Genomic DNA, 21,169 nt, shown 5'->3' with positions numbered 1-21,169 from the left:
ATTTTTAGGGCGACTTGCGTTCAATTAGTTCATGTACATGAAACTCCCGCGTATTGCAACAACTGTTTTAACACCTATTCAATGATACAAACGTATCGCGCCGATGGCCCGGGCGTTCGAAGGCTTCATGCCCTTGCGCCCGCACGCCTGAAAACTTGGCCGGAATGCGTGCTTTGCCAGCGTCCTAAAGAGGATGCTTTGCCATCTCGTCGGCAACGTCTTGGTCAATCGGTGTATCGAAGGTCATTAATATGTAACCCAGCACCGAATAGAAGCCGACCGTGGCCATAATGTCGAAGACAGCTTGCTGCCCCATGGCAGCAGAAATCCCTCGCTCAAGATGCGAAGGCAGACGCGCTCCGTCAAAAAGCGCGTCAACAGCTCCGGCAATCAATCCATCTTCGCCATCCGGAGTTCCAGCCATACCCCGGATCCGGGCATCGGAAATGCCAAGACCACGAGCGCGGCTTACATGATGGGCCCACTCATAGGCAGAACCCATCCGATGTGCCGCGCGCAGAATCACGAGCTCGGATCGAACTGCCCCCAAAGCGCTGTCCTTGACGATATGCTGCCGTAAGGGGGCCCACGCTCGGAGGAGCGCGGGATGATGAGCCATGGTGCGATAGACATTGAGCGCGGCGGCAAAACCAGTTTTCATATCCGCGATATCTGCGGGCCAGTTTTCGTCAGAGATAGGTGGGCAGGACGGTGTCGTCATTTCGCGAGAACCTCAGTCTGCCACTGCGGCGCGGATTGCATCGCCAAGCCGTTCGACGATAAGGTCAATCTGCTCGGGCTGAATAATATAGGGTGGCGCCAGCAGCACATGGTCGCCCTGCACCCCGTCAATCGTGCCGCCCATGGGGTAACACATAAGGCCTCGGCGCATCGCTTCCTTCTTGATCCGGGAATACATCTTGCGGGCTGGATCGAAAGGTTGCTTGGTGTCTTTGTCCGATACGATCTCCACGCCGCGGAAAAGACCGCGGCCACGGATGTCGCCGACATACGGCGATTGCCCGAGTGCCTCATCGAGGCCGGCCTGCAGGCGATCACCCATCCTGATCACGTTTGTCACCATCTCGGGGCGGCTGATTATCTCAACCACCTTACTGGCTGCCGCCGCTGCGATCGGATGTCCGATGTAGGTATGGCCATGCTGGAAGAGACCCGATCCGTCTGCGAACGCGCGGTAGATCTTCTCGGAAAGCAACACCGCCCCGACCGGCTGAAAGCCACCGCCCAGGCCCTTTGCAATCGTTACAAGATCCGCGACAATCCCCTCCTGTTCCAACGCGAAGATCGTGCCGGTGCGCCCCATTCCGCACATGACTTCATCGAGGATCAGCAAGATGCCATACTTGTCGCACACCTGCCGAACCCGTTTGAAATAGTCGGCAACCGGCCCCACTGCGCCAAGCGTCGCACCGACTACCGGCTCGGCGACGAAAGCAATGACCTTGTCCTCTCCAAGTTGAAGGATCTTGTCTTCCAACTCCGATGCAAGACGCTCGGCATAAGCCTCGGGCGTTTCGCCCACCTGAAGATCGCGGTAGGCATAGCAGGGAGAAACATGATGTGTTTCAGGCAGGATGGGTTTGAACTGGGCACGACGCCAAGCATTGCCGCCTGTGGCCAGAGCTCCGATCGTATTGCCGTGATAGCTCTGCCGACGTGCGATGATGTGGCGCCGCTGCGGTTGCCCGATTTCGACAAAATACTGCCGCGCCATCTTGAGCGCCGCCTCGACAGCTTCTGAACCGCCGGACACCAGGTAGACATAATCAAGGCCATCCGGCGCGAGTTCAATCAGTTGCTCTGCAAGCCGCTCGGCGACATCGGTTGTAAAGAAGGACGTATGGGTGTAGCTGATGCGGCCCATCTGCACCTTCATCGCGTCCAGAACTTCTGGATGATTGTGCCCCAGGCAACTGACCGCGGCGCCGCCCGATCCGTCTAAGTAGCTCCGTCCGTCGCTGTCCACGATGTAGATGCCTTGCCCTGCTACCGCGGTAGGCAGAGTTGTACCGATCGTTCGATGGAGAATTTTGGTCATGGTGATCTCGGGTGCTTATCCGTCCGGCTTTCGAACGTTTCCAACCATTGATTTGCAGGTTTCGCCGAAATATGCAACAAATGTTTTATGCAATAGGTTTTGACGCATTTGTTTTCACCGCCCCAGCCATGTTTCTGGAGCGGCTTTTGTTAAGGATTGGCATTCAATTATTTGACTTTTTTGTTCCCGAGAGAGATGGTCCGGGTGAATTATGACATCGTATGTGAGGCAAATGTTGCAAAAGGGTCCATTGCACGCTCTAATTATTGAGCGGTTCGACGAGATGTCTGAGCAGTTGCAACAAGCAGCTCGACACATCTTGGAGCATCCCCAAGAAGTAGCGCTTGTTTCTATGCGCGAGCTCGCGCGCAATGCTGGTGTGCAGCCGTCGACGATGACTCGGCTGGCGAAGTTTCTTGGCTTTTCAGGATATGAAGACTTTAGAGGACATCACGCTGACGTCATCCGGGTGAGCGCAGACGGCTTTGCCGCCCGCGCACTGCAAAGAGACGAAGGAGCGGCCAACGGCGAGGGCTTGGCGTATCGCATGCTCCAGGGCCTCTCAGGTCAGATCGATCGGCTCTGCGATTCCGATACAATTCTGCGGCTCAACACGATGGCCGATCACCTCGCCAAAGCTCGGCGCATCTATGTGCTCGGGTTGCGCTCCTGCCATTCTGTCGCCTGGCATTTCCATTACGTTATGACGTTGCTTGGCGAGAAAACAGTTCATCTGGATGGTCCGGCCGGCACAAGCGGAGATCCGCTCATTCGCGCCACCCAAGACGACGTGCTTTTAGCTATTTCCATAAATCCCTATTCGCTTCAGACCCTTGAATTGGCCGAGGCGGCCCGGGAAAAAGGGATGCCTATTTTGGCGATTACCGACAGCGAAGTGTCTCCTTTGGTGACGATCGCAGAGCACGTGGTGTTATTCCCGACCGAGAGCCAAACATTCTTTCATACGTTGACGCCAGCGCTAGCCGTTTCCGAGGTCTTGTGCGGCCTTCTTGCGAGCCATGATCGCTTAGCCGCTCTGGAAGAACTGAAGCGTGCCGACCGCCACCTTTCAGCGATGAATACCTATGCCACCTCCATTCCGCGGCGGAAGATCTGAGCGCGCGGATACCAGCACAGTTGTGCGTTGCCCAAATAGCCAGCCCCACAGATTCTCCGGGGCTGCCCTTTCGTTAGAAGCATCCACACTGCTTAGACGCGATATCGTCGGGAAAGCTCAGGTCGCGCCGACCGTTGCCTGCAATTTTCCTCGGCCCCGCCACAAGGTGAAGTAAAGAGCGACCAGCCAGACAACAGGGAGTAGCGTCAAAAACGATCCAACTGCAGCAATCGTTGGGTCGATTTGCTGCTTCAAGTTCTCCAGCATCTTCAAAGGGAGCGTGGGGATCGAATAGCCGCTGACAAACGACGTGATAATGACCTCGTCGAAGGACGCAAGGAACGCGAACAAAGCGCCACCGATGATACCTGAGCGGATCAACGGTAGGGTCACCCGCATGAAGGTCTGCATAGGTCCGGCACGCATGCTCATCGCAGCCTGCTCCAGCCTCCTGTCGAAGCCCGAGAGAGTCGCCAAGACGACCACCACGACATAACCAATGGCGCCGATGGTTTGGCCCAGAATAATTCCTGTGCTGGTTCCCACAAGGCCAAATCTCGCCAGTCCGAGATAGACGGCTACACCGACGACGATGATTGGAAACGTTATTGGCGTCAGGATTGCCATGGTCAGACCCGAACGGAGGCGGGGTGCGCAGCGGCTTAGACCAAAGGCGGCCAATGTACCAACGACCGTGGACACGACGGCGACGACCACACCGAATTGGAAGCTGTTCCACAAAGCTCCGATCCAGGAAGGATCCCCAAAGAACGAATAGTACCACCGCAGGGAAACTGCTCTTGGGGGAAACTCGATAAATTCTCCCGAACTGAACGATATCACGATGACGATCAAGCCCGGCGCCAGCAGATAGATCATAACGGGGGTAAGGAAGACAGCTCCGAGGATCTTCGACCAGGAGGTATCCCGTTGCGCCTTGTAGACCCCCGCAGCCCACCGACGGGCCTGATACGGTATTGCAAGTTCGTGCAGAAAGCGGACGCCCTTGCTGGCAGACGGCAACCGGATCGGGCGTGGCTTTCGCTCCGCTTGTCCTGATTGGTCATGGGCGGCTGCAAGATTGACTCCTGCTGTGGAAAGAAGCAGAAGCGCCACCGCAAGGAGAATGAAAGCCGCAGCTGCCGTCTGACCGATGTTCAAGGAGGTCGTAAGCAGCGAGTTGATGAGGGTAGACAGCATAGTGTCGCCTAGACCGCCAAGAGCCTGCGGCGTGATGTAGAACCCAAGGCACACGACAAAGACCAGGATGCAGCCACTTCGAATGCCCGGGATGCTGAGTGGAAAGAACACACGCAAAAAGGCTGTGAGAGGCTTTGCCCCCATGCTACGAGCAGCCGACATCAAGGACTTATCGATACCCATCATCACGCTGATCAATGGCAAGATCATCATCGGCAGCATAATATGCACCATGCCGACGTATACGGCGAAGCGATTATATATGAGCGATAGTGGCCTTTCGATAAGACCAGCATTGAGCAACAGGGTGTTGATCAGGCCACTGTCGCCCAAAACGACCGTCCAAGCATACGTGCGCACCAGTGCGCTCGTTAGCCAAGGTAGGAAGACCATTACCATCAAGATGGGACGTGCGCGACCGGCGTTGGCGATCAGAAATGCAGTAGGGTAGCCGATGACCAAGCACAGTGCCGTCGCGATGAAGCTGATCTCGAAGGTTTGAAACAGGATCAGGACGAAGGATCGCTGTGCAAAAAATCCTTCATAATTTGCAAGAGAAAACGCTGGCGCGTTCAAGCTCGTCAGGAACAAGAGGATCATCGGTATACCGAAAACCGCAAACAAGAGGCCGCAGGCCGGCACCGTAAGCAGGATCGGCATTGACCGTAGTTTTTGAATCGTCATTTACCTGCCCCCACGTTACGCCGCAACAAAGCGGATATCGGACCGGAGCCAGTCTAAGCGGACCTCATCCCCGGGTTGGAAGACTTCCTGGCCTGAGGCAACATGTTCGCGCGCGATTAGCATGGTGTTCCCGACACGTACCCGGTATTTCCTCAGCGGACCTGCATAGATCATATCTTCAACGGTGCCGGACACAGCCTGTCTTTGATCCGCGTCGGCGCGTCTCGCGGCCGTGCGCCCACCAATGCAAATGCGTTCGGGTCGCAACATTGAAACCATTCCGGAAGACGGCACGGCGTCCGATTCCACTTTGAATTCGGTGTTCTCGAGGATGTTGGCCTCGCCCAGGAAATTGGCGACGAAGCGCGTTTTCGGTCGATCGTAGAGTGCTTCGGGCGTATCGATCTGCTCGATTTGGCCAGCTTGCATCACGACGATGCGGTCGGACAAGGTCAGGGCCTCCTCCTGATCGTGGGTCACGCAAATGGTGGTCTTTCCAAATTCTCTATGCAGTTCTTTGATCTCGACCTGCATTTGTTCGCGCAGGTTTCGATCCAGCGCACCAAGCGGCTCGTCGAGCAGCAATATCGGCGGGTCGGCGATCAGCGCGCGCGCAACGGCGACGCGCTGCTGCTGGCCGCCACTCAGTTGTGACGGCATCCGGCTGCCAAATTCGCCGAGCCGAACGCGCTCCAGCATTCGGCTGACTCGCGTCGCCCTGTCGGCGGCCTTGATCCCACGCATCTCCAGCGGGAACTCCAAGTTGCGATGAACCGTGAGGTGCGGGAAAAGGGCATAACTCTGGAATACGATGCCTTGGTCACGTCTGTAAGACGGAACCTTGGAAACTGATTTTCCGGCAATGAGAATGTCGCCCTTTGTCGGTGCCGTGAAGCCGGCAAGGAGCATCAAAGCGGTCGTCTTTCCCGAACCGCTTGGACCGAGAATAGTCAGAAACTCACCCCGAGATACGGAAAGGGAGATATCCTTAACCGCAGCCACGGCCCCATACATCTTTGTAACATTACGGAATTCAATCTGGGTGGCGGCTGGGTCGTTCTTCAATACTTCGTCCTCGGCAGGAAGATAACTTTTCAGGTTCAGGGTCATCAGGATACTCCAGGAGGAACAGTGCGCCAGTTTGGCGTACCATGCCTAAAACTCAGTCGTCAGATAAGGTGGCACCATCCTCACGGAGCATAGTCCAGCGTCCGCGATTGGATGGCGCCACCGATCGAAGTTCGATGAACGGCTTACTGGAGAATCCACTCATTCCAGCGTTGGACCATCAGCTCTTTATTCGACTTGCCGTCCGCGCTTGTCTCGGCATACCATTTTGCGTTCAGAGCAAAACTGGAGGCCGTGTAATCGGGATACGATGCGAGCTTTCGTCCGATTTTTTCAGCTATCGTTTTGTAAGCGTTCTTGTTCGTTGGGCCCTGCCCGATCAACTCAGCGAACGCAGCTTGCCGATCGGCGCGACCGGTCAATTCGAGGAATTTCTGAGCATTTTCCGCATTTGGGCTGCCCTTTGGAATGCACCAGAAATCCGTGGTCAACTTCGCCTGATTGCGATTGATCTCGATTGGCGCCCCCTCATCGATCAGTGAAAGTGCACGACCATCATAGGACTGCACGACGTCGGCGACGTTATCGCGCATGATCTGCAGAATTTCGGAACCACTTGTCCACCATTTGCGGATGTGCGGCCTGATCTTGTTGAGGCTGGCAAAGACGCGGTCGACATCCAGTGGGTATAGCTTGTCCATAGGCACGCCATCCGCAAGCAGCGCTTCCTCCCACGGCCCGTTTCCATATTCACCGGTGAAGAGCGAGCGCACGCCCGGGAATTTTTCTACGTCCCAGAACTCCGCCCAGGTAGTCGGCCGCGGCTTGTCAGCCGGAAACTTCTTGGTGTTATACACCATGTTGGTGGAATAGACGTACGAAGCGAAGCCATTGGTGTGTTTCGCGAATTCAGATATTGCGTCCAATTCGTCTTTCTTCCACGAAGAGTAATCTACCTGTTCGAGATATCCCTTGGCGGTGAGTGGGTCGACGTTGGTCTGACCAAGATTCACGACGTCAGCCGAGACGTTCTTGGTGTCGACCATCATCGCGATCTGCGTGGATGAAAAGTCTGCGGTAACCGGGATAACCTTAACCCCGGTCTCGACCACGAACGGCTCGACATAAGCCTTCATGACTGCGTTTCCCCAGGTGCCGCCGCTCATGTTGACTTTCAACTCACCAGCGGAAGCGGCCCGTGCGCGACCCGAAACGGAAGACATCGCACCGACGGCGATCACGGAGGATGTGGCCTGCATGAAGTGCCTGCGATTTATCAAAAAGCTCATTTTCGTTCCCTCTGTTATTCCCTTGCTTATCAAGGGGCATTCATTCTGCTCGGTTTGTGGCGAACACAACTCACGGGATCAAACTCATTGCCGCAAGCGGTGTTTGGACCGCGGTGTTCGTCATTGTTGTGACGGACTTCATCCTTCCATTTCACCAACCAACGCGGCGGTTGCCGGCTGACCAGTTTCAAGCAACGGCACGCCCTCACGGACTATACCGGCTGGAGGCAATGCCTAGCGTAATACGGCGCCTATTGCAACAAATGTTTTATGCGTCCGGATATGCGTCAAGCGTATTAGATGCAGTCGGCCCGAGCTGCGATTTTGGCCAACTCGAAGAACGTTGGGGGAATATAGCCTGCGGGATTGACCTGATAAGCGCGCGCTCGCGTTGCATGTGATCGAAGGAAAGCCCTCCGAGCTGGAAATCTATAAGGAAAACGGAAAGCCGATTCTCATCGATCCTTACGAAATCGAGCTGTCCCGACTTCATTTCTACTGAACTGCACGCTCGCTAGACCGCTGGCTCTATTCTTACCTCCGCAAACGGCCGACCCCGGTCTTCCAACGCGCTTAAACTATGCCGAGTTTTCAATCCTGATTACCGGAAATCTCGGGCCTTGGGGAATGGGCTCGGCATCGTGTCCGGCTCGGGATAAGTACTCGATTTGCATATCGACACCCTCAAGGTGAAGGCCAGGAATTTTTACTGATCGGACCTAATGGCAACGGCGATCGTTTGAGTTCAATCGCATCAGGTTCAGGGATCTTTTGGTCTGCAGCCTTCTCGCTGTCCTAGTGGCAGAGTGAAACACTTGACGCATATTTTTGCATTGTGTATCAAATGACGCACGCGGCGCGCTTCGCAGGGTGCGTTTGCCGGGGTTCCGCCGAAAGGAACCTACTGCTGCATAGCCCGCCTAAATAGGACAATGAGTGAAAGGCTGAGGACTCAATGAAAAAAAATCTTATCACGTGCGTGCGCGCCAAGGGCAACGCCTTCGAGATTGGCTGTGCGCTCGGAAAAGCCAATGCCACAAGCTTCCTTGAATATCGGCTTGGCACCGAGCAATTTCGCGCCTTGGATGCTCGCTGGCGCGGATCGGAGTATTTGAAGAATTTGGAAGCCGCAGCCCGCGCGGCCTATCCCCGCTACGTGCGCGAAATCGAGGGGATCGCAGAAGGTGCCGGCAAGGATTTTGAGACCATCTTCCTGTTGAATTGCCAGGCCGACCTGCAAATTTCAGAAGCGGCCGCCACACAAAACTCTGTTGCCGGAATGGGCTGCACGACTGTCCTGATTCCAGCTGAAGGCAACGGCCCGGCAGTTATCGCCCATAATGAGGACGGCGAACCCGACTATCTTGGTGCCAATTTCTGGATAGAAATTGAGCCCGATGATGGGCTCGCGTGGAGCAGCTTTATGACGCCCGGCATGCTCCCAGGTGGGACTTTTGGCCTGAACGAGTCCGGCCTGGTCCAGACGATCAACGAGATCACGCCGAACGACCAAAAACCGGGCGTGCCCCGGCAGGTTCTCTGCCGCGCCATCCTTGATGCAAAAAGCTTGGAGGATGCGGTCGGTATTTTGAAGCGAAACGACCGCTCTTGCGGATTCCATCACACTCTCGGCGATGCGAAGACCCGCAAGGTACTCTCTGTCGAAGCGCCGGCCTCCGGCTGCGTCGCGGTAGAGGTTACTGAGCCACGCGCTCATGCCAACCATCTTCTCTCCGGCGAGTTCAGTGGATTGAAGCAGACCATCGGTGCTTCCTCCCGCGACCGACAAGAAGCGGCAGATCGGATGATCGCCGAAGGCGCGTTGGCGGGTGGAGCAGAAGCTGTGCTGTTCGATGAGACCACTCCGATTTTTAAAGAATGGAAAGACTCCCGGACGCTCGCGACGAGCATTTTCGAGCTTTTCCCAAACCGCATCGAGTGGCGCATACATGCGGCTCGTGACGAGCGAAACGCACTAAGCGGAACCATGCGCGTCGTCTAATGCAGCTCTTTGATCGCCGAGCGTAGCGCTGGCTTCGTCCTGCGATCGGCGGCCCATGGGTGCGTAGACCCGGGCGAGAAAAGTCTGGGCATCTCTTGCCGGCTTGCGACAGCCGGCACCTCGGCATCGATGGGGTTGGCCCCGCTCCACCGTCCAGTCGCTGACACTCACCGCGTATGGATTCCGCCATATAGGCCGTGATGTTCATGCCCAGACCGATCCAGCCCGCGGTGAAGGCCGAAAGGTTTATGCCGATCTGCGGGCCGCCAAAGTAAAGCAGGAAGAGCTGCACGAGAGAGGGCGTGCCGCGAAAGACGCTGACATAGCCCGTACCGATGGACCGTGGGATCTGGCTGCGCGACAGCCGCATTGCGGTCAGCACCGCAGCAAGGACAGAACGAAAGCCAGAAATGATATGACAACCGTCACTCCGGCGGCGTCAAGGAAATAGGGAAAAAAACCCTGGATCAGCGCGATGTCCAATGCCCCCTCCCGTGGAAGGCCGGGCCATCAGGCCCGGCAAATGGCGATCAGCGGATGTCGCGACCGATCCATTTCGTAGCAATGGTCTCGTAAGTGCCGTCGGCCATCATGCCATCAAGCGCTTTCTGCATCGCTGCCTTAAGTTCCGGATTACCCTTGCGGATTGCGATACCAATGCTGACGCTGGCGCCTTCGATGTTCGGAATGTCGAGCACGCGGATTGGGTCGCCGGATTGCTTGATCACGGCAAGCAGCGCGATGTAGTCAACCAAACCGCATCGATACGGCCGGCGTTCAAGCCCATCACCAGTTCGGGAAGCCCCTTGCAGGTTCGGATCGTCCAGCCACCGGTTTTGCGGGTCCACTTTTCATGGGTCTCGCCGAGGGTTACGCCGATGGCCGCCCTTGAGATCATCCAGTCCTTTCGACGTCGAGTCTTTCAGCACGAAGATGCCGCGACCATCACTATAATAAGGTCCAACGAAATCAACGACCTTCTGACGTTCCGCGGTGATGGTCATGGAACCGACGATGGAATCATACCTGTTTGCGACGAGACCCGGAATGATGCCGTCCCACGCCGTGGTCAGAACTTCGCGTTTCACGCCAAGACGGTTGGCGATTTCATTGGCAATATCGACGTCGAAACCGACGAGCCGGTTCTGCCCGTCAGTCATGCTGAAGGGCGGATGCTGGCCCGACATGGCGGCGCTGAACTTGCCCGGCTCCTTGATCGAAGCCAGTTCATCGGCAGTCGCCGGCAAGGCCACGCTGAACGCCAGGCCGAGGACAACCGTGGAGCGCATTGCGACCCGTGAGATGCATTGAAACATGGATGACTCCCCCGCTTATGATTGATATGCATCGGTGCTTTCCGAATTTCGATACTCTCCTCCTGTAAGTCATTCGTCAAATAGTTTGAATAGCGAGTATAGATCTACAGAATGCAACGCCGATGGGCTTGTGCCTGCGAGCCAACCTATGAGGCACAGCATTGATGCCAGGCTGCATTGTCACGCCATGCGATCGCTGATCGGAACCCCATCATCATCAGACCATCGGCTGCGAGCCTCCATCCCCAGACGGAAGCGGCCCTCGGCTGCGCCCGCTCTCGCATCGGCTAGAGCGTATCCGGATTTAGTTGAATCGGAAGGGATTCCGTTTTTGGCTGTTTTGTGATTCAAGATGCTGCTGGAGTGGAGGCCAGCATCGGATGACTCGACCTCTTTCAAATGATCTTCGCAAGCGTGTTGTTGATGCAATCGAAGCCGGCGAGAGCTGCCGGTCGGTGGCGGTGCGGTTCGGTATTGCCGTGTCTTCAGCGGTGAAGTGGTCTCAGCGCTACCGTTCGAGCGGATCTGTCGCGCCTGGGAAGATGGGCGGCCACCGCAAGCGGGTTCTTGAGCCGTACCGAGCGTTTATCGCCGAGCGGATCAACCAGACGCCGCATGTGTCACTGAACAGGTTGAAGGAAGAACTGGCCGCACGAGGGGTGAAGGTATCCCACGACACCGTATGGCAGTTTCTGCGGCGCGAGGGACTACGGTTCAAAAAAAACACTGTTCGCCCTTGAGCAGGCGCGCGCTGACGTCGCACGACGGCGACAGCGCTGGCGATCCTGGCAGGCTGGCCTCGATCCAAGCCGGCTGGTCTTCATCGATGAAACCTGGATCAAGACCAACATGGCGCCGCTTCGAGGCTGGGGGCCGAAGGGCAAACGGCTGCGCAGCTTCGCCCCGCACGGACATTGGCGCACCCTGACTTTCCTCGGCGCGTTGCGCTGCGATCGGCTCACCGCGCCTTGTGTCTTCGATGGACCGATCAACGGTGAGTGCTTTCGCGCTTATGTCGAACAGCAACTCGTACCAGTGCTCAAACCCGGCGATATCGTCGTGATGGATAATCTCGGCTCCCACAAGTCGGTCGCCATCCGTCAGATGATCCGCAACGCTGGTGCTCGGCTCTGGTACCTGCCGCCATACTCCCCCGACCTTAATCCGATCGAACAGGCTTTCGCCAAAATCAAGCACTGGATGCGCCTGGCTCAGAAGCGAACCATCGATGACACCTGGCGCCACATCGGACACCTCGTCACAACCATCGAGCCCAGCGAATGCAGCAACTACTTCGCCAATGCCGGATATGCTTCCGTGAAAACCTGAAACGCTCTAGTCAGCAGAAGGCCCTTGATTAAATCCCTAAAATAGACTTTTGTGATCTCAGAACTATCCATAGTGAGATCTGATCTGTGATGCCCCAGCCCCCTGCCCAACAGAAATCTTCCCTCGACGCCGCTCTCCTCGAAGCGCGGGAACGCTATAACGCGAAGCGCCCCAAGAGTGCGGCGCTGCATCGCGAGGCGATAAACGTCCTCCCCGGCGGCAACACCCGGTCCGTGCTCGCCTATGCGCCTTTTCCGACTGCCATGGCGCGCGGCGAGGGCTGCCGGCTTTGGGACATTGACGGCAACGCCTATCTCGACCTGTGCGGCGAATACACTGCCGGTTTGTTCGGCCATACCGACAGCCGCATCCATGCCGCCCTCCACGACGCGATGGCGAAAGGACTGAGCCTGGCGGCGGTGGGAGAGGCTGAGCAGCGCCTTGCCAAGATCCTCTGCAACCGCTTTCCGTCCATCGACATGATCCGCTTCACCAACAGTGGCACCGAGGCCAACCTTATTGCGCTTAGCGCCGCGCAGGTGGTGACGGAGCGCAAGCGCATCATTGCCTTCCGCGGCGGCTATCACGGCAGCCTTCTGTATTACCCCGTGACCGGCTCGAGCCTGATCACAGCCCCGTTCCCGGTGACGCTATGCGACTACAACGACACCGATGGCACAGTGGCCGCCATCCGGGCCATCGGCGACGACCTTGCTGCCGTAATTGTCGAGCCGATGATGGGCAGCGGGGGCTGCATCGCCGCGGAGCCTGCCTTTCTGGCGGCAGTCGCCGAGGCCACACGCGCTGCCGGTGCGATACTGATCTTCGACGAGGTGATGACCTCGCGCATGTCGGGAGGCGGCCTGCAGGAACGTCTCGGTATCCTGCCCGACATGACCACGCTTGGAAAATATATCGGCGGCGGCATGAGCTTCGGCGCCTTTGGCGGGCGCCACGACCTCATGGAGATCTTCGTCTCTAAGGTGCTTCATGCTGGCACCTTCAACAACAACGTGATGTCCATGGCGGCAGGCGTCACCGCCATGGAAGAGGTGTTTACCGCCGCAGCAGCTGCCGGTCTATTCGCGCTCGGGGAGGGCCTGCGCGAACGACACAACTCAATTTCCAACACGGCCGGCGCGCCGCTGCAGTTCTGTGGCCTTGGCTCGCTCGCCACGGCCCATTTCCGTCGGGGCCGCATTGACCGCCCCTATGCGGTCACCCCCAGGGAGGAGGCGCTGAAAGAGCTGTTCTTCTTCGACATGCTCGACGCCGGCATCTACATCGCCCGCCGCGGCATGACTGCGCTCAGCTTGCCGACGACGGAACGCGACCTTGCGCATTTCACCGCTGCCGTCGGGGATTTCCTCGACGCAAGGGCGGCATTGCTACGATAGGCCGGCACCAAAGGCAGATCGCTACAAGATGGACAGGAGCGACATAACTTCGTCAGCCATGGCCACGGGCGCGCTGGAGGAAGAAGCTTATCGGCTGATCCGCAACTCGCTGATCAATGGCGATTTCACACCGGACAGCAAGCTTTCCATTCGGGGCGTCTGCGCAACATTATCGCTGAGCCCCATGCCGGTTCGCGCAGCCTTACGCCGCCTGGTCAGCGAGCGAGCGCTGGATGCCAAGCCATCGGGAACGGCCGTGGTTCCGCGCATGACCCGGCGCGAGTTTTCCGAACTGACGGCGATGCGCCTGCAATTGGAGCCGCTGGCGCTGACGCTTGCCGCGCCCCATCTGAAGCCCGCACAGTTCGAGCGGCTTGACGCCTTCGTGGCGCAGCATGAAGCCGCCCGGCTCGCCAGCGATCCGACAGGAGTGCGGCAAGCCGATACCGGCTTCCTGTTCGAGCTCTACCGCTCCTCCGGTTCGACCTTGCTGCTCAGCTTCATCGAGAGCCTGTGGCTTCGCCGCAGCCCAATGTTCTGGGAGGCGCGCTGGGCGCTGCTGGGAAGCTCGCTCGGCCGGGCGCCGCACAGGCACAAGGAAATCATGGGCGCCCTGCGCCAGGACCAGCCCGATCTAGCGCGCGACTTCCTCATCGAGGAGATCCGCAATGCGGGCGAATTCTTGCTTGAGGCGATGAGGTTCCGCGAGGCGACGGACTGAGTCGTTACCGATCGGGGCAGCGCGACAACCCAGATGGTCGCCCTACAGATAGGTGCGCTCCTCCAACGAGGTCTTCGCGACCATCTCATGAATCGTCCGTACGAAGGCGGTCTCGGCTGGGTTCATGCTTCGGCGCGGGTTCACCACGAAATGGACCTCGACCGCCGGCAGATGGTCCTTCGGCGGCACCTGCCACAGGAGCCCGGCGTCGACGTCGCGACTGGCGATATGCACTGGCAGCGCTCCAATGCCCGTTCCCGTGATGATCATTCGCCGCACCTCGGGCAGATTGGCAGACAGGCCGTGGGGCTCGGGGTGCAGATTGACGCGCTCACGCAACTGGCGCACCAGATAGAGCGGCCCGTTCTCGAGTTCGGTTTGGAACGACACCGAGCGTTCGCCGGACACATCCTCGATCCCGATGTCCGATCGGCCGAACAGCCTGTGCGGCGGACCGCAGAACAGGCCGAAGAACTCCCGGAACAGGATGCGGCTGTCCAGCATGGGATCATCCTCGCACATTAGGCACAAGCCTACCGACGCCTGGTTCTGCCGCACCCGGCTTAGGACCTCGGCGCTGTCGGTGATCGAGATCGAATAGGTCACCTCGGGATAGGCTGTGTTGAAGCGGGCCATTGCCTCATCGAAATGCGGGCAGACCACATGGCTGGTCATCGCGATGGCCACATGGCCGGTGACAACGGTCTCCGCCGCCGCCATTAGACCCGGCAGTCGTGAGATCGAGCCCAAAAGCATGCAACTTTCGCGAAAAAGCGTCTCACCCGCCGGGGTCAGCGCGAAATGCCCGGGTCGGCGATCAAGCAGCCGCTTCTCTGTGGTCTCTTCCAGGCGTTTCAGCGCACTGCTGATAGTAGGCTGGCTGAGGTTCATAAATTCCGCCGCCCGCGTAATGCCGCCCTGTTCGACGACCACCGTGAAAGTGCGCAGCAGGTTCCAGTCAAGCCTCCAGAGAAAACGCTCTTCGTATGGCCGCACTATTAATCCAATCAATCATCAGGATTATGATGATCTCTTTGCGCTATGAGCGGTGATGAGTCAAGTTGGCCAACAACCTGATTCCAAATGCAAAGTGCTAGTCGAGTTTGAAGTCATCGTCGCATGCAGACGACCATTCGATAGCCGAGAAATCGCTAAGATTGCGCTGGCAACGTCCATTGCAGTGGGACGGACCGTTAAAAGTTTTGAATCGATGTTCCCAAACCTCCCGCCACGCTTGAGGCATAAGATGACAAAGGGAGTTGATCGAATGTCTCTTACCGTTTTCGCCGCCGCTATCGAAGAGGCCGGGGGAAAGTCACGGACCAGGCCTTCGACAACCTGATGGGGATCATCACTCAAGCGCTTAAACGCGAGATGCCAGTGGACGGCGTGATACTGCTAGACGGTGCGATGGTCACCGAGAGCCACGACGACGCCGAGGGCGAGATCCTCCCGGCAAGTACGGGCAATCGTCGGGTGCGAACTGCCCGTTGCCGTCACCCCGGACCTGCACGCAAACGCAACGGAAAACATGGCGTGCCTGGCCGACATCATCACCACCTACCGGACGACGCCGCATACCGAGACGTACGAGACCGCCGAGCGTGCCGCCCGCCTGCTGCAGCGAGCGATGCCGGGTGAGATCAAGCCAAGCGTCACGCTGGCGAATCGTCCAGTCATGAGGGGTGTTCCTCTTGGTCAGGGGGCGAGAATGGAGTAATCGACCAATCTATTAGACCGACCGCGTCCTGAAGTATGGCCTTGGTCTGTGCAAAGCTTGATGAAGCGGCGATCACATGTCCAATGCGGTCTCGGTAGTCACCTTTCCTGACGATCTGCGTCTTAGGTTCGACATAAAGTTTGACCTCTACAACACCCGACACGGTAGCAGCCCGACTGTCGCCACCGATCCAATTGAGAGTGCCATCGCGATCAGGCAATAGGAACCGCACGCCTGCAGTTTGGAGATACCGTCTGCGCAACTCCCAGTCCACGCCCGTGGCAAGTTTAATGTGCTCGGTTACGAGATCGACACCATAAGCCAGCTGAACCCGCCGAGGATAGGTTCCACCCGCGATACGCGGATTGACTTCTATTACGACTGGGCCACGCGTCGTCCACCGCAATTCAATGTTAGTTGGGCCCCACCCCAGACCCAGAGCTCCCAAACAGCTCAGCGCCACGTGGGAGATGCGCTTGTGCTCGTCATTAGTCAGCGAGGCCGGAAAGATGCTCTCGCGAAAGACAAAATGCGGTGGATGATCGAAGTCGGCGGCGCTAATCCCAATGACCTCATTTCCCATGGTTTCAGCTTCATAGAACGGGCCTTGTGCGAATTCTTCGACGAGTATCTTCGGTGAAGACAGCCAGAGGTGTTTCCCGCCTAGCAGATGGTTCGTGTGCTCAGTCAATTCAGCGACGTTGCGGCACAGTCGGACACCGACGCCGCCGGTACCGCCGAGCGCTGGCTTGACTACCACTGGCAGGCCGATGTCCGCGGCAGAGCTTTCAACCTCCGCCGCGTTAGTGGCCAAACGATAAAAGGGTATCGGAACGCCGGCGTCTTCAAGCAGGCGACGCTGAGTGAATTTGTCGCAGCATCGTTCGACGGACGCGGGATTCGGTCCCGGTAAATCTAAATGCTGGCAGAGCTTTCCCACCATCGCATAGACCTTATCCTCGGCGCTTGTAACGCCAGCAATCTCGTAGGTCCCACGTAGCCGAGAGCATTCGTGGATAAGCGCAGAAAGATTGTTCGTATCAACCTGGATTGCGTCAAGGCCTCCCGCTGCGAGATGGTGGTACTGAGCTGGATCGGCCAACAGAGTAATTGGATGAAGGCCAAAACTCTGGGCAGCTTGGACATATTGCTGACCAACACCGTGTGCGCCTTCAAGCAGGATGAGCGCTCTTCTTGCCATTGACTACTGACCTCCGTATCGTTATGTGCGGCGGTCCGGACGTTAACGGCATCAAGCTTGCTAGCCGCGCCCGACCCCGACCTGCAGTGAACGTACCATTCTCACCGAGTTGCGGTCGTAAAGATCTTGTAAATTTTTATTTGACGAATCTGGTGCAATATTTTGATTGGCGGTCGGTAGCATGGAGCATCCTCAAAAAGGTGCACCCTCGGAAGAGATGCTGGCGGTTTTGATGCTGATCAGTCGGCCGTTAAAATCGCGTATAGAACATGATCATCGCGAAGGGAAACCGGTCTTATCCGCTTTCGGACATTGAGAACGGCGGCCCATCAACTTGGTTTGTGCGGTTTGCAAGGGACAGAGCCGACCGTCACACCTGTGGCGACAACTGTCGCGCGCTTAATAATCGTGCTCGATTGCGGACGATTGACATTCTCAGCCCCTTCTCGCTGTTGTGCTTGAACGCTTGAACAACCCAACCCTACCGGAAAAAAGCCGATGACCACCGCTATCGAGCTACACAACTCCCTGGGACACCATCCATACGATTGGAGCTTAGGTCGATGATAATTTGGCACGCGATGATTGAGGATGCGGTAGTTAGACCCAGCATAAAGCCGCTCGGACACAAAACCGATCAACAGCAGGACACTGGGAGAGAGTCTCCTCCACCTGCAAGCAGGGAATTTATGTGATTGGGTGCCGTTTATCGGCAGGGGTCGAGAACGGTACAATAGACCAAGTAATTAGGCCTGTGGCACGCTCGAGTATCGTCTCGGTATGAGTGTGGTGGGATGAGGTAGCGATGACATGTCCGATCGCGTCTCGGTCGTCGCTCTTTCTGACAATTGGCGTCTTGGGTTTAATGTACAATTCGACCTCGGCCACTCCCTTTTCAGCCGCCGCCCTTCGATCACCGTCGACCCACTCGAGAATGCCGTCCCTGTCCGGCACTAGGAACCGTGCGCCGGCGACCTGTGACCGCGTTATGCGCAAAACCGATTCCTCGCCTACCACAAGCTTGATGTGTTCGGCCACGAGATCTACGCCATACGCCAGCTGCACTAGCCGAGGAGTCGCCAAGCCCGGAACGCGGGGATTGATTTCAATGGCGACCGGTCCGCGTTTTGTCCACCGGAATTCAATGTTCGCGGGCCCCCACCCAAGACCCAGAGCTTCCAAACAGCTCATTGCCACATCCGAGATTCGCTCATGCTCGGCGTCAGCCAGCAGGGCCGGAAAGATGTATTCACGAGCAATGAAATAGGGTGGATCGCCGAAATCAGCGGTGCCAATTGCGATAACCTCATTTCCCATAGTGTCGACGGTATAATACGGGCCTTGCGCAAATTCTTCCACCAGCATCTTCGGCGAAGACCGCCAGACGTGTTTCCCGCCTAGCAGCTGGTCCGTGTGCTCAGTCAATTCAGCCAAGTTGCGGCACAATCGAACACCCGTGCTGCCACTGCCAACAACTGGCTTAAGAATTACCGGCAGCCCGATTTCTTTAGCAGCACTTTCAATGCCAGTCGCGTCTGTTGCCAGACGGTAAGCAGGTACTGGAACCCCGGCTTGTGCGAGGACCTCCCGTTGGGCGAATTTGTCATAGCACCGTTCGATTGAAGCCGGATTCGGACCGGGCAAATCGAAGTGGCGGCAAAGCTTGCTTATTATCAAATATTCCGATTCATCGCGACCGGCAAAGCCCGTAATGCCGGCAAGGTCATACGGAGCACTTAGTCGGGAGCACTGGCGGATCATAGCGTCTAGACTATCCGTGTCGGCACGGATTGCCTCACCCCTTTCCAACTCAAGATAGCCGTACTGAGTTGGATCAGCCGCTAATGTAATTGGATAAAGTCCAAGGCGCTCAGCCGCCTTCATATACAGAGGACCATTACCTCTACTACCTTCAATTAGGATGAGCGCTCTTTTTGCCATTGGTGTTAAACTCCGACCGATGCAAGGGCAAGTAACAGGTAGCGTCTTTCTCTCAATGGATACTCGCGGCGAGCGTATCATTGTCGGTGGAATTGCGTTGCAAAGATTGTGTAAAATTTTGAAATCGGCCTCTACGGCGCTCGTTATGCGAGCGAAATTCGCAAGATCGGATGCCGACCGGATCAGGCCGTCACAGAGCTGTGGTCCTGCCATCGCTGAGCCGCAGCTAAGTGAAATGCGGCGTGAGCGACTGTCCCACCAGAATGCTAGTCCTGCGCGTGTACTAAGACTGATGGGTGCGAGCCTGTCGCGCAGGCAGCTCTCACCGCAGAGAGCGTTCGTCCGTCAACTTATATAGCTTAAGTAAGGCCGGCATAGCGGAAAGGTGATGGCCTCTGGTATGCTGCTTGTTACCGCGAGCGCGTTGATTGCATTATAGAAAACCACCTCTTTCGGCATATCCTTGTCCGCCCTCGCTAGCGCATCTAATACGCTCCGTTTTTGTGTGGAAATCGATATTGAAGGAAATTGAGGTGGATAAGCTGCGGACATGGTGGAGTGCTGCCGGCGGCATATACAGGATGTCGCCAGCATTCACCGTAACTGCAGCGGGTGCAGCTCGTTTATACTGAGGGAAGCGTTTGTAGTCCGGTTGCTCTGGGTCGACATCAAACCACCGCCAGCCGCGGCGTCCACAGTAGGCGGCTTGGCTAGGCGGCAGAATGGTGAACTTGTTTTGCACCTTAACCGATGTTGTGCCCCCACATTGCCCGCTGTCGCCTGATCTGTGATCGAGTTTCCATGGACGAGCGACAAGGAGTTTCTCCATGGATACTACACTGGAGGTTCTTACGAAGCGTACGGAGCCGACGGGAGTTTCATCGGCAATGGCCGGACGAAGTCAAGGCGCGGATCGTGTCGGAGAATTTGCGTCCGGGAGTGACGGTGAACGAAGTGGCGGAACGCCACGGGTTGAAGGCCAATCACCTGTCGTCCTGGCGAACACTGGCGCGGCAGGGCAAGCTGGTCTTGCCTGAGCCGGAAGACGCAGTCGAATTCGCGGCCATCGTTGTCGAGACTCCCGCGCCGGAGCCGCCGGCGGCCAAGCAGACCTCCCGCGCCGAGATTGTCGTCGGTTCTGTCACAATCCGTCTTGAGGAAGGGGCGTCTGCTGCCCGGATCGCCGCCATCGACCGTAGATCTGGAAAATAGTTTATGGCTAGGTAGCGTGTCAAAATGAAGGGGGTAACGACTCCCTTCGGCCCCACAAAGAACTGCGAATAGCGCCACCAGTGTTGACGATCATGCCGCAATTTTCGTATTATTGGAACGCTCTCGCTCAATGTGGCCGATCACCTTGTTGTCGCTGTGAAACGGCGAGAAGATGTCGAAGCACTCGGTGGTTGGTGGCGATGTGACGGCATTGCTGGATCGTTTTGCTCAGCTCCAGGAGAAGGTGCGATCTCGTACTGGATTCGACAGCAGTATCTTTTCCGAAACAAGTCCAAAAAAACTGGCACACGTATCCGGAGGGGCACCTTAACAAAGGGCAGAGGGCGCTAGTCGTACAGCCTCAAGAGTGGCGGTTAGTTCCGCTGCGACAAAATCTCTCGAATGCCTCACCATGAAGCCTGTAGCTCGTCTCATCGTTCGCCGGTTCGAATCCATGCCGAAGATAGAAGCGAGCCCCCGCCTGGTTGCCATGATCGACTGTCAGGCGGAGATAGTGGTAACCGTCATTGCTAGCGGATCGGGCTACGTGGCGCAGCAGCTTTTCACCAATCCGGGCGCTGCGAAATTCCTCGTGGACGAAGAGGTCCTGGATGTACAGGCCCGGCTTGCCCATCCAAGAAGAAAACATCGGGAAGTAAAGGCAGATGGCGGCGATCTTGCCGTCGACCTCGGCCAGCATCACGGTAAATTCGCGCCGAGGACCGAATCCGGCGGCTTCAATATTTTCCCTGGTGCTTTTCAAGCGCCCGGGAGTGCCGAGAGACTCAGCCAGCAACCGAAGCGCCAGCAGGATCTCTTCGCAATCCTCGCGCTTGGCCAACCGGAATGATAATCCAGACGTCATCATGATCCTTTCTGCTCCGCTCGCCAGGCGACCTCGAGAGAGGTCGAT

The 21,169-nt window shown here is 57.1% G+C and carries 17 protein-coding genes and 4 pseudogenes; 9 read left to right on the top strand and 12 right to left on the bottom strand.

Going from position 1 to position 21,169, the window contains the following annotated elements:
* Positions 1-184: 184 nt before the first annotated feature.
* On the bottom strand, positions 185-721 hold the full coding sequence (locus ACD590_RS36760) for a carboxymuconolactone decarboxylase family protein (protein ID WP_096772061.1): 537 nt from the start codon (positions 719-721) through the stop codon (positions 185-187).
* Between the two features lie 12 nt (positions 722-733).
* Positions 734-2,059: an aspartate aminotransferase family protein gene (locus ACD590_RS36755; RefSeq protein WP_096772060.1), complete on the bottom strand. Its 1,326-nt coding sequence runs from the start codon at positions 2,057-2,059 to the stop codon at positions 734-736.
* A gap of 232 nt (positions 2,060-2,291) precedes the next feature.
* On the opposite strand from ACD590_RS36755, the gene ACD590_RS36750 reads away from it, so the two are divergent.
* Positions 2,292-3,176 (top strand): MurR/RpiR family transcriptional regulator, encoded by an 885-nt coding sequence (locus ACD590_RS36750; protein WP_096772073.1) that lies wholly within the window; start codon positions 2,292-2,294, stop codon positions 3,174-3,176.
* Between the two features lie 117 nt (positions 3,177-3,293).
* On the opposite strand, the gene ACD590_RS36745 is transcribed toward ACD590_RS36750, so the two are convergent.
* The 3 genes from ACD590_RS36745 to ACD590_RS36735 all read right to left on the bottom strand — a co-directional run bounded on the left by ACD590_RS36745 (position 3,294) and on the right by ACD590_RS36735 (position 7,417).
* A complete protein-coding gene (locus ACD590_RS36745) occupies positions 3,294-5,060 on the bottom strand; it encodes an ABC transporter permease subunit (protein ID WP_096772059.1) in 1,767 nt (588 codons plus the stop codon).
* Positions 5,061-5,075: 15 nt separating this feature from the next.
* Complete coding sequence (locus ACD590_RS36740) at positions 5,076-6,170, bottom strand: ABC transporter ATP-binding protein (RefSeq protein ID WP_096772058.1); 1,095 nt, start codon at positions 6,168-6,170, stop codon at positions 5,076-5,078.
* A 143-nt stretch (positions 6,171-6,313) separates the two neighbouring features.
* Complete coding sequence (locus ACD590_RS36735; protein WP_096772057.1) at positions 6,314-7,417, bottom strand: ABC transporter substrate-binding protein; 1,104 nt, start codon at positions 7,415-7,417, stop codon at positions 6,314-6,316.
* Positions 7,418-8,372: 955 nt separating this feature from the next.
* Here ACD590_RS36735 and ACD590_RS36730 point away from each other — a divergent pair.
* Positions 8,373-9,419 carry a C45 family autoproteolytic acyltransferase/hydolase gene (locus tag ACD590_RS36730; RefSeq protein ID WP_096772056.1) on the top strand — a complete coding sequence of 349 codons (1,047 nt, stop codon included), beginning with the start codon at positions 8,373-8,375 and terminating at the stop codon, positions 9,417-9,419.
* Between the two features lie 229 nt (positions 9,420-9,648).
* Here ACD590_RS36730 and ACD590_RS36725 read toward each other — a convergent pair.
* Positions 9,649-9,789: pseudogene (locus tag ACD590_RS36725) on the bottom strand (ABC transporter permease subunit); the annotation flags it as partial.
* A gap of 160 nt (positions 9,790-9,949) precedes the next feature.
* Positions 9,950-10,708: pseudogene (locus ACD590_RS36720) on the bottom strand (transporter substrate-binding domain-containing protein).
* Positions 10,709-11,115: 407 nt separating this feature from the next.
* On the opposite strand from ACD590_RS36720, the gene ACD590_RS36715 reads away from it, so the two are divergent.
* The 3 genes from ACD590_RS36715 to ACD590_RS36705 all read left to right on the top strand — a co-directional run bounded on the left by ACD590_RS36715 (position 11,116) and on the right by ACD590_RS36705 (position 14,182).
* Positions 11,116-12,064 (top strand): IS630 family transposase gene (locus tag ACD590_RS36715; RefSeq protein WP_097622115.1). Its coding sequence is split into 2 segments (ribosomal slippage): positions 11,116-11,451 and positions 11,453-12,064, totalling 948 coding nucleotides; the frame shifts between segments, so codons are not numbered across the junction.
* A gap of 89 nt (positions 12,065-12,153) precedes the next feature.
* Complete coding sequence (locus tag ACD590_RS36710; protein WP_096772375.1) at positions 12,154-13,461, top strand: aspartate aminotransferase family protein; 1,308 nt, start codon at positions 12,154-12,156, stop codon at positions 13,459-13,461.
* Positions 13,400-14,182 carry a GntR family transcriptional regulator gene (locus tag ACD590_RS36705; protein ID WP_439004416.1) on the top strand — a complete coding sequence of 261 codons (783 nt, stop codon included), beginning with the start codon at positions 13,400-13,402 and terminating at the stop codon, positions 14,180-14,182. Before ACD590_RS36710 ends, ACD590_RS36705 begins: the two co-directional genes overlap by 62 nt.
* Positions 14,183-14,224: 42 nt before the next feature.
* Here the strand turns inward: ACD590_RS36705 and ACD590_RS36700 are convergent, their stop codons facing one another.
* Positions 14,225-15,178, bottom strand: coding sequence for a LysR family transcriptional regulator (locus tag ACD590_RS36700; protein WP_239621063.1), 954 nt, complete (start codon positions 15,176-15,178; stop codon positions 14,225-14,227).
* 345 nt (positions 15,179-15,523) lie between these two features.
* Between ACD590_RS36700 and ACD590_RS36695 the strand changes: the two are divergent.
* Positions 15,524-15,574, top strand: a pseudogene (locus ACD590_RS36695) (hypothetical protein); the annotation flags it as partial.
* A gap of 13 nt (positions 15,575-15,587) precedes the next feature.
* Positions 15,588-15,902 (top strand): M81 family metallopeptidase, encoded by a 315-nt coding sequence (locus ACD590_RS36690; RefSeq protein WP_275593049.1) that lies wholly within the window; start codon positions 15,588-15,590, stop codon positions 15,900-15,902.
* Here ACD590_RS36690 and ACD590_RS36685 read toward each other — a convergent pair.
* The 3 genes from ACD590_RS36685 to ACD590_RS36675 all read right to left on the bottom strand — a co-directional run bounded on the left by ACD590_RS36685 (position 15,859) and on the right by ACD590_RS36675 (position 19,873).
* Entirely contained in the window at positions 15,859-17,103 is a 1,245-nt protein-coding gene (locus ACD590_RS36685; protein ID WP_096772283.1) for an ATP-grasp domain-containing protein, read from the bottom strand. The genes ACD590_RS36690 and ACD590_RS36685 overlap by 44 nt on opposite strands.
* A 687-nt stretch (positions 17,104-17,790) precedes the next feature.
* Positions 17,791-19,044: an ATP-grasp domain-containing protein gene (locus tag ACD590_RS36680; protein WP_096772284.1), complete on the bottom strand. Its 1,254-nt coding sequence runs from the start codon at positions 19,042-19,044 to the stop codon at positions 17,791-17,793.
* Positions 19,045-19,477: 433 nt separating this feature from the next.
* Positions 19,478-19,873, bottom strand: a complete 396-nt coding sequence (locus tag ACD590_RS36675; RefSeq protein WP_239621062.1) for a cupin-like domain-containing protein — start codon at positions 19,871-19,873, stop codon at positions 19,478-19,480.
* On the opposite strand from ACD590_RS36675, the gene tnpA reads away from it, so the two are divergent.
* Together tnpA and ACD590_RS36665 are read left to right on the top strand one after the other, a co-directional pair.
* Entirely contained in the window at positions 19,795-20,256 is a 462-nt protein-coding gene (gene tnpA, locus ACD590_RS36670; protein ID WP_439004415.1) for an IS66-like element accessory protein TnpA, read from the top strand. The genes ACD590_RS36675 and tnpA overlap by 79 nt on opposite strands.
* Before the next feature lie 100 nt (positions 20,257-20,356).
* A pseudogene (locus tag ACD590_RS36665) lies at positions 20,357-20,518 on the top strand (IS110 family transposase); the annotation flags it as partial.
* 99 nt (positions 20,519-20,617) lie between these two features.
* Here the strand turns inward: ACD590_RS36665 and ACD590_RS36660 are convergent.
* Positions 20,618-21,121, bottom strand: coding sequence for a GNAT family N-acetyltransferase (locus ACD590_RS36660; RefSeq protein ID WP_096772290.1), 504 nt, complete (start codon positions 21,119-21,121; stop codon positions 20,618-20,620).
* Positions 21,122-21,169: the final 48 nt, after the last annotated feature.

It is taken from the genome of Rhizobium sp. 862_C5_N1_2, from assembly GCF_051811205.1.
GTDB classification, from domain to species: Bacteria; Pseudomonadota; Alphaproteobacteria; order Rhizobiales; family Rhizobiaceae; genus Rhizobium; species Rhizobium leguminosarum.
Note: the sequence above shows the minus strand (reverse complement) of the source record. Positions and strands in the feature narration are given on the sequence as shown.

Coding starts and splice junctions, on each gene's coding strand:
- ACD590_RS36745 (WP_096772059.1), bottom strand. CDS start 5,060: ATGACGATTCAAAAACTACGGTCAATGCCGATCCTGCTTACGGTGCCG.
- ACD590_RS36740 (WP_096772058.1), bottom strand. CDS start 6,170: ATGACCCTGAACCTGAAAAGTTATCTTCCTGCCGAGGACGAAGTATTG.
- ACD590_RS36660 (WP_096772290.1), bottom strand. CDS start 21,121: ATGACGTCTGGATTATCATTCCGGTTGGCCAAGCGCGAGGATTGCGAA.
- ACD590_RS36755 (WP_096772060.1), bottom strand. CDS start 2,059: ATGACCAAAATTCTCCATCGAACGATCGGTACAACTCTGCCTACCGCG.
- ACD590_RS36675 (WP_239621062.1), bottom strand. CDS start 19,873: ATGGAGAAACTCCTTGTCGCTCGTCCATGGAAACTCGATCACAGATCA.
- ACD590_RS36680 (WP_096772284.1), bottom strand. CDS start 19,044: ATGGCAAAAAGAGCGCTCATCCTAATTGAAGGTAGTAGAGGTAATGGT.
- tnpA (WP_439004415.1), top strand. CDS start 19,795: ATGTTGTGCCCCCACATTGCCCGCTGTCGCCTGATCTGTGATCGAGTT.
- ACD590_RS36685 (WP_096772283.1), bottom strand. CDS start 17,103: ATGGCAAGAAGAGCGCTCATCCTGCTTGAAGGCGCACACGGTGTTGGT.
- ACD590_RS36760 (WP_096772061.1), bottom strand. CDS start 721: ATGACGACACCGTCCTGCCCACCTATCTCTGACGAAAACTGGCCCGCA.
- ACD590_RS36710 (WP_096772375.1), top strand. CDS start 12,154: ATGCCCCAGCCCCCTGCCCAACAGAAATCTTCCCTCGACGCCGCTCTC.
- ACD590_RS36735 (WP_096772057.1), bottom strand. CDS start 7,417: ATGAGCTTTTTGATAAATCGCAGGCACTTCATGCAGGCCACATCCTCC.
- ACD590_RS36750 (WP_096772073.1), top strand. CDS start 2,292: ATGTTGCAAAAGGGTCCATTGCACGCTCTAATTATTGAGCGGTTCGAC.
- ACD590_RS36730 (WP_096772056.1), top strand. CDS start 8,373: ATGAAAAAAAATCTTATCACGTGCGTGCGCGCCAAGGGCAACGCCTTC.